Consider the following 7222-nt stretch of genomic DNA (forward strand, 5'->3'; position numbering starts at 1 on the left):
CCTCCGCGGCGGCGGGGCGGTCCGCGGGTGCGGCCTCGGAATAGGCCGTCGGCACGCCGGCCGAATAGGCCGTCGGAACATCCGCCGAATAGGCCGCGGGCATGGCCGCGGAATACGCCTGTGCGACCGATCCGTCCGCGGACAGTGCGGGTAGCACATCCGTGACGATCAGGGAATTCTCGGTGTGGGTCGGATCCGGCGGGGTGGTTCCGGCCGGGGTAGCCAGCACGGCCGCCAGGGCGGCACGCGCGGCGTCGCGGGCATATCCGCGGCCCGCCGTATCCGGCGCCCCCGGGGCGCTCCCGCTCTCGCCCGGGGGTTCGGGTAGGTCGCCCTCGCTCACCAGCACCACCGAGCGCAGGCCGAGATAGTCGAGGGCGTCGCGTAGCGAAGTCACCTGCTGGGCGGGCCAGTCCGCCGGATGGGTGGCGTAGAACTCCGCGGGGCCGTTCAGGTGGTCGGCGGCCAGGTTGATCAGGCAGAACAGCGCGGTCGCGACCAGGTCCTCGGCGCGGTAGGCCTCCCCGTCGTCGACCGAGATACCGGCCGGGTCGCCGACGGCCGCGAAGAATTCGGTGATGGAGTGGGAGTGTCCCTCCGGCGGGTCGCCGCCCAGCGCGGCGTCGCCGTCGTCGGACATGTGCAACACCGACTCGCGGACGATGTAGTGGGGTTCGGTCGGGTCGTCGTCCGGTTCACCGGCACCGGCGACGATGGCCGCGATGCATTCGTCCTCCGCGATGCGCAGGCCCACCCCTGTGGCCATCCTCTTCTACCTCGCTTCGGTGCGTTCCGGTCGGCTCCGCACCGGATGTCACACGAGCAGTGAGCCGTGGCCCATGGCGCGGAGCATCGACAATAACTCCGAACGGGACCCGGCTCCGATCCGACGCCGGATCCGCGCGACATGATGCTCCACCGTCTTCGCCGAGATGTACAGTCGAGCGCCGATTTCCCGGTAGGTGAGTCCTAAAAGCACAAGTTCGGCGACCTCGCGTTCGCGCTCACTGAGCATGGCGTCGCGCGACACCGCTGCGGGCCCGGGGCCGTGGACGGGTGCGGGCGCGGGAATCGGCGGCTGCGGCGGGCGGGATTCGGTGCGGACGGTGCGGGCGAGCTTCAGCAGGGCCGTCGCCGTCGCCGAATCGTCGGCCGCTAGCGCGGCGTCGCCCGCCAGTCGCGCGGCATCCCACGCCATGCCGATGCCCGCCAGCCCGCGGACCGCGGTGGTCACCCGGTCGCCGACGACCTCGCCCCGCAGCACCAGCACCCAGGTGCGGCCCGCACCGGCCAGGGCTGCCGCGTGCGGATCCCCCGCCCGGGCCGCGGCCTGCAGGTGCCGTGCGGGCGCCATCAGCTCGTCGGGTCGGCCGTGCGCGATCGCCGCCTGTATCCCGTACCAGTGGAAGACGTTCGACCAGGCGGGTGGAATGCCCAAGCGGTGCAACAGCTTTCCCGCCGCGTCCACCAGCGGGTCGATCCGGCCCTCGTCGCGCAGCCGGATGCCCGCCAGCCACAGCTCGCCGATCGGCAGTAGCGCCAGCAGGTCGACGCCGACGTCGTCGAACAGCGGATGCGCGGCCTGCCAGGCCAGCGTCAGCGCGGCGTGGTCGCCGCTGCGCCGGGCCAACCCGACCAGGGCGCCGTGTGCCAGCAGCCGGTCGCGCGCCGGGAGCGTGTCCAGGGGCAGCGCCGCGAGGAGTGCGGCGGCGGCCTGCTCGTCACCGCCCAGCATCGACGCCCACGCCGAGAGCACCAGCAGGTGCGGATCCGGGGTGGGCCGCGGGTCCGGCGGTGGTTGCGTTTCGGGATACGTCAGCGCGTACGCGTCGGATGCCGGGGCCGCGGCGGGTCCCTGCGGGACGGTCGAACCCCCGCGCAGGGCATCGGCGGCGCGGCGCGGCTCCCCCATGCTCAGGCACAGCAGCGTCGCGATCGAGACCGCCGAATACGGCAGGAAACGATCGCCCGTCTCCGTCGCGGACAGATCGCTACGGGCGGCCTGGATCAACGTCGAGGCCGCCGCGAGCACCGAGGACCGATCCGAGACAGCACCCGAGTCGCGGCCGGCATCCGCCGACGGTGCGGTGGTCGCCGACGGGCGCGCTTCCATGGCGCGGTGCGGGATGCGCAGCGCAGCAGACGTTTCCGGATCGCCGGTGGTATCCCCGGGTGGAGTAGTGGACGCCCGCGGGTGTGCTTCAACGGTGTCGTGCGGGTCGGCCGGACCGCGGTCGGCATCCACGAGTGGCGTGGTGATCGTGTGCGGGTGGGTTTCCCTGGCGTGGTCCCGGACGTGGGGAGCGGACGTATTCGGGTCGGCCGGGTCGCGGAGGTCACGCCCTGGCGATGTGGCGACGGAGGTATCCGGACCAGCGGCGGCGCGGGGGGCGTCCGCGCGCGGTTGTGTGGCAGATGTGGGCTGCGGTGTTTCCGCGGCGTTCCGGCGGGTGGCCGGGCCGTTCGGATCCGGGGTATCTATCGGCTGTGTGGTGTTGGCCCGCAGCTGGGTCTCCGGGACTTCCGAGATTGCGAAACTGTGCGGATCGGCGTTGTGCGAGTTGGTGTTCGGGGGATCGGTGATTCCGGCGCGGCTCTCCTCGGCGGACGTGTGCGAGACGGCCTGGGGCGCGGGTAAAGGCGGCGTGCGATGCTCGACCGTGGTGGTGGTGTCCGGCGCCGCGGGGGCGGTGAGGGAACGGGCTACCGCGGTGGCGATGAGGTTTGCCCGGGCGGTCGCCTCGGTGGGCGGCCAGAGCGTCGCGGAGGCGGACATTGCTGCGGCTCTGTCGGTTTCGCCCGCGAGGTACAGGACAGTGGACCCGGCGGCCCAGTCGGCGCCGACGCGATGGGGACCGAGCCACGAATACAGCTCCGCCGCGCGTGCGGGGAGTCCGCGGCGGATCCACACGCCGGAGCAGATGCGCACGGCCGCCGCGAGTTCCGTGGCGGGGCTGTCCGGACCGGCGAGGATGGGTTCGGTCAGCCGCAGGGCGAGGTCGCCGTTGCCGAGCCGGGCCGCGGCCTCCGCCCAGCGCACCGTCTCCGCCGGTGTCGGCTTCCACCCGGCCCCGAGACCGCTCGCGGCCGCCGCCGCGTAATAGCGGCTCGCCTCGTTCCCCGCCGTTTCCGCTGCACCGCACAGGAATTCGGCCAGTCGAGAATCGCGGACGCCGCCCTCGGCCAGCAGCAGCGCCGTGTGGTTGCGCAGCAGTCCCGCCTCCAGGCGCGACCGCAGGAGCCGCCGCTGGACGGCGAGGAAGCGCCGATCGCCCACGAGGGTACGCAGCGGCGCCACCGCGAGCGCGAGCAGCAGGTCCGCATCGGTCACCAGAGCGCTCGCGCGGGCACGATCGATGAGGTCCGCCGCGGCGTCGGCGGGCATGTCCAGTACCTCGGCGAGTTCGACCGGATCCAGGCCGGTGCCGGTCGACGCGATGACGAACGCGTCCAGCAGCGCCTGATCGGTGTCGTCGAGCAGCGTTCGCGCCCATGCGATCACCGCCTCGTCGACGGCCTCGATCCCCGCTTCCAGCCGGGTCGCGCACGCCGCCGACAGCGCCGCCACCACGCCGCCGTGGATGCCGGCGGTTCGCCCGTGGATGTGCTGGGCGACCGGGCGCGGCACCATCATTCCCAATTCCCGTGCGAACGGGGCGATATCGGCCACGCCGAGGGTGCGCAGGTCGATCACCCGGCCGCGGCGCGACACCGCCGCGGTGAGGGCGCGGAGGGCCGGGTCGTGCGGTCGCGGACGCGCGGCCAGCACCATCGTGTACTGCCCCGATTCGACGGTCGCGCACAGCTTTTCCAGCTCGTCGGGGCCGAGGGTGTGGGCGTCGTCGACGATCAGGGCCGGGCGGGATCCGTTGCCCGCCGCGGCCTCGGCGGAGGTCCCGCAGGAGACGATCCCCCGGCCGCGCAGCCGGTGCCGGACCGCCGACAGCAGCGTCGACTTGCCGGTGCCGGAGCGGCCGCGGATCAGATAGACGAGCGGGTCCGAGCCCGCGGAATCCAATTCCCGGAAGAGTTCTCGCGCGCCCGGGAGCGAATCGTGCGCGATCGCGGTACTGGCTGTCACCGAACCTCGACCACCTGTTCGTCCGGTCGGCGCAAACAGCGAACCGTGGTCGCCGAGGCGGCCGCAATCGACGATCCGACGGTGCTGCCGGGCACCGGGCCGTGCGTCATTCGAGAGCCCCTGTCGTTCGAAACGCGAGGTGAAGCACATGTTGTTCGCAAGGCTTAATGGTCGTTTCGACCTATCGGTGCTTTCGGTTGCTGGGTGTTCGTTGTTACTCGAGTCGGGCGGGTTCGGGGAAATTCCCCCAAAGCTCGGCGCGCCGCCGCGGAAAGCAGGGGGGTTTGCCCCGATCCGGTGTGCGGCGGCGGCTCCTAGCGTGAGATCGACAAGTCGATGCCGCGGATCGCCCAGCGTCCGCCGATCCAGGAGACGACGCGCGATGAGTGCCAACGTGATACGCGAATTCCTCGCGGGCCTGATGCGTGATCAGGAGGCCGCGGCGAGCTACCACGCCGACCCGGAGCAGGCGCTGGCCGCGGCCGGACTGGCCGCGGTGACACCGGAGGACATCGCCGCCGTGACACCGCTGCTGGCCGAGTCGGCGCTGGTCGCCGAGCCCGCGACGGCGAGCGCCTGGGCGGCGGTCGACGTCGCGGAGGTATTCGGCGGCAGCGCTGTCGAGGCGCCCGATCACCCGCGGTGACGGTGCACGGATATTTGCGTAGCGAAAGTCGGCCGGATCAGGGCGCGGTGGCCGCGCTCGCGGGATCGACGAGGATCTTGGCGTGCTCCTCCGGGCTGGCGAGGGCGGCGAAGGCATTGTCCACGCCGTCGAGGCCCACGGTGCCGGTGATCAGCGGCGCCGGGTCGACCTTGCCGTCCGCGATCATGTGCAGGGTGTCGCGGAATTCGCCCGGGTCGTAGCCGAATGCGAACCGCAGCTCGATCTCCTTGTTGATCGCCATCGCCGGGCGGAAGCTGTCGGTCTCCATGCACACCCCGACCACCACGACCCGCGATCGCGGCGGGGCGGCGGTGATGATCTGATCGATGATGCCCGGGACGCCGACACATTCGAAGATCGCCGGACCGGCGGGCCCGGCGTTGAGCGTATGCGCCAGCCGGAAGGCGTACCACCACGGCAGTTTCGGGACTCGTCGCAGCCGGTCCATCGCGTCGAAGCCGAGATTGAGCACGTCCTCGACCCCGATGACCCGGCCCTTCCGCGGTGCGGCGGCCCAGGGTGACTCGGTGCCGGGATCGACCACCACGTCGGCGCCGCAGCGGGCGGCCAGCTCCCGGCGTCGCGGTGAGAAGTCGCTGGCGACAATGGTTTTCACACCCGCCGCCCGCAGCATGGTGATCACGGCGAGGCCGATCGGGCCGCAGCCGATCACGAACGCGGTCTGCCGCGAGTTCACCCGGCCCTTGCGCACGGCGTGCCACGCCACCGCCATGGGCTCGGTGAGCGCGGCATGCTCGGACGACAGCCCGTTCGGCACGGGGAAGGTCATCGCCTCCTGCACGACGACCTGTTCGGCATAGCCGCCGGGGGCGGCCACCGACAGGCCGGTCAGCTCGGGCTGTCGCTCGTGCCGGACGATCGGCAGCGCCACCACCGGTGTCCCCGGCCGCCATCGCTTGCGGCAGCGCGGCCCGTATTCGACGATCTCCCCGCAGAATTCGTGCCCCATCACCACCCGCTGATCCGACCGCATGAACCGGTCGTACCCGGTGGCCGCCGCCAGATCGGCGAGCTCGTCGCAGTGCACCCGGGCATGCAGGTCGGATCCGCAGATCCCGCACCGCAGCACATTGAGCAACACTTGGCCCGGACCCGGTTGCGGCGCACCGATTTCGGCGACCTCGAGCTTGCCTTCGGAACAGACGACCGCCTTCATACCCGCACGGTACCTCGGCCCTCGGCGCCCGACAGCCACTTCGGAACACTGCGGTTCCACATATCGAGCGGCGGCGCGCCGAAGCCGTGTAACCCGCGCGTCGCGGGGTACGCCGAGGCTGACGAAAGGTGGTGCGAGATGAGTCGAAAGAACACCGACGTCGTGCGCGTGCTGTTGGACCGCGCGGGCACCAGCTACGCCGCGGAGGCCGGGATCACGCTGGCCGACAAACCCGCTCCGCTGTTCCAGCTGCTCGTGCTCGCGAAACTGCTGAGCACCCGGATCTCGGCGGAGATCGCGGTGGCCGCCGCGCGGGAGTTGAACAGCTCCGGCTACCGCACCCCGCAGCGGGTCGCCGACGCCGACTGGCAGGAACTCGTCGACGCCCTGGGCCGCGCCCACTACAAGCGCTACGACGAATCCACCGCGACCCGGCTGGGCGAGAACGCCGCCCTGCTGCTCGACAAATACGACGGTGACCTGCGCAGGCTCGCCGACGAGGCCGATCGCGATCCGCGCCGCCTCGCCGAACTGCTGCAACAGTTCAAGGGCATCGGCCCGGTCGGCGCCGACATCTTCCTGCGCGAGGTCCAGGACGTGTGGACCTGGGTGCGCCCCCACTTCGACGAGCGCGCCCGCAAGGGCGCCGAACAACTGCACCTACCCACAGACCCGCACGCCCTCGACGACCTCGGCCCCCGCGGCCGCGACGCCGACTTCGCCGCCGCCCTGGTCCGCATCAGCCTCGACCGCGAACTGGCCGACGAGATCCTCACTGCAGCCCGCTGACGTGTCGCCTATCGGCCCTGCTCGTCGCGCCGCGGCGTTAAGATCCGGTGGTGGTGTCGAAAGCGTCCGGATCGCCGGGATACTCGGCGGCGGCAGGGCGAATTCGAGCCCGCGATGTCGACCGGGTGAACACGCGTGCCCGCTTGGACGTCGCCTACGAGGAGGGCCAGCTCGGCGCCGACGAATACCACGATCGCTCGGATCGCGCGGCGGCCGCGGAGACGCTGGGGCAACTACACCGCCTGGTGACCGATCTGCAGCCGTCGCCGGAGACCGCCGATCTCACACTGCCGCCGCCCGATTCGCTGCGGCTGCGGCATCGCGGCGGCGAGTATTCCGGCGGGGTCCGCGCGCGCGACGCCGATCGCGCGGCCACGTGCGCGATCCTGGATGCCGCGCGCGGCGACGGGCAGCTGTCCGAAGACGACCATCGCGCCCTGACCGAATTGGCCGGGGCGGCAAAGACTCTCGGTGATCTGACCGAGCTCACCGCCGATCTGCAACGCCC

At 71.8% G+C, this 7222-nt stretch carries 5 protein-coding genes and 1 pseudogene; 3 read left to right on the forward strand and 3 right to left on the reverse strand.

The features are described 5' to 3' along the window. Together NM1_RS40445 and NM1_RS40450 are read right to left on the reverse strand one after the other, a co-directional pair. Window positions 1-766: pseudogene (locus NM1_RS40445) on the reverse strand (hypothetical protein); the annotation flags it as partial. A gap of 48 nt (window positions 767-814) precedes the next feature. Continuing rightward, window positions 815-4081 carry a LuxR C-terminal-related transcriptional regulator gene (locus tag NM1_RS40450; RefSeq protein ID WP_068033091.1) on the reverse strand — a complete coding sequence of 1089 codons (3267 nt, stop codon included), beginning with the start codon at window positions 4079-4081 and terminating at the stop codon, window positions 815-817. A 382-nt stretch (window positions 4082-4463) separates the two neighbouring features. On the opposite strand from NM1_RS40450, the gene NM1_RS40455 reads away from it, so the two are divergent. After that, window positions 4464-4727: an IniB N-terminal domain-containing protein gene (locus NM1_RS40455; RefSeq protein WP_068033093.1), complete on the forward strand. Its 264-nt coding sequence runs from the start codon at window positions 4464-4466 to the stop codon at window positions 4725-4727. A 37-nt stretch (window positions 4728-4764) separates the two neighbouring features. Here NM1_RS40455 and NM1_RS40460 read toward each other — a convergent pair whose 3' ends face one another. Beyond that, complete coding sequence (locus tag NM1_RS40460) at window positions 4765-5925, reverse strand: zinc-binding dehydrogenase (RefSeq protein ID WP_068033095.1); 1161 nt, start codon at window positions 5923-5925, stop codon at window positions 4765-4767. A 138-nt stretch (window positions 5926-6063) separates the two neighbouring features. On the opposite strand from NM1_RS40460, the gene NM1_RS40465 reads away from it, so the two are divergent. Both NM1_RS40465 and NM1_RS40470 read left to right on the forward strand, forming a co-directional pair. Continuing rightward, complete coding sequence (locus NM1_RS40465) at window positions 6064-6714, forward strand: HhH-GDP family DNA glycosylase (RefSeq protein WP_068033097.1); 651 nt, start codon at window positions 6064-6066, stop codon at window positions 6712-6714. A 50-nt stretch (window positions 6715-6764) separates the two neighbouring features. Then, window positions 6765-7222: DUF1707 SHOCT-like domain-containing protein (locus tag NM1_RS40470; RefSeq protein ID WP_169814411.1), on the forward strand; the 458-nt coding region annotated here is incomplete at its 3' end.

It is taken from the genome of Nocardia mexicana NBRC 108244, from assembly GCF_001613165.1.
Classification (GTDB): domain Bacteria; phylum Actinomycetota; class Actinomycetes; order Mycobacteriales; family Mycobacteriaceae; genus Nocardia; species Nocardia mexicana.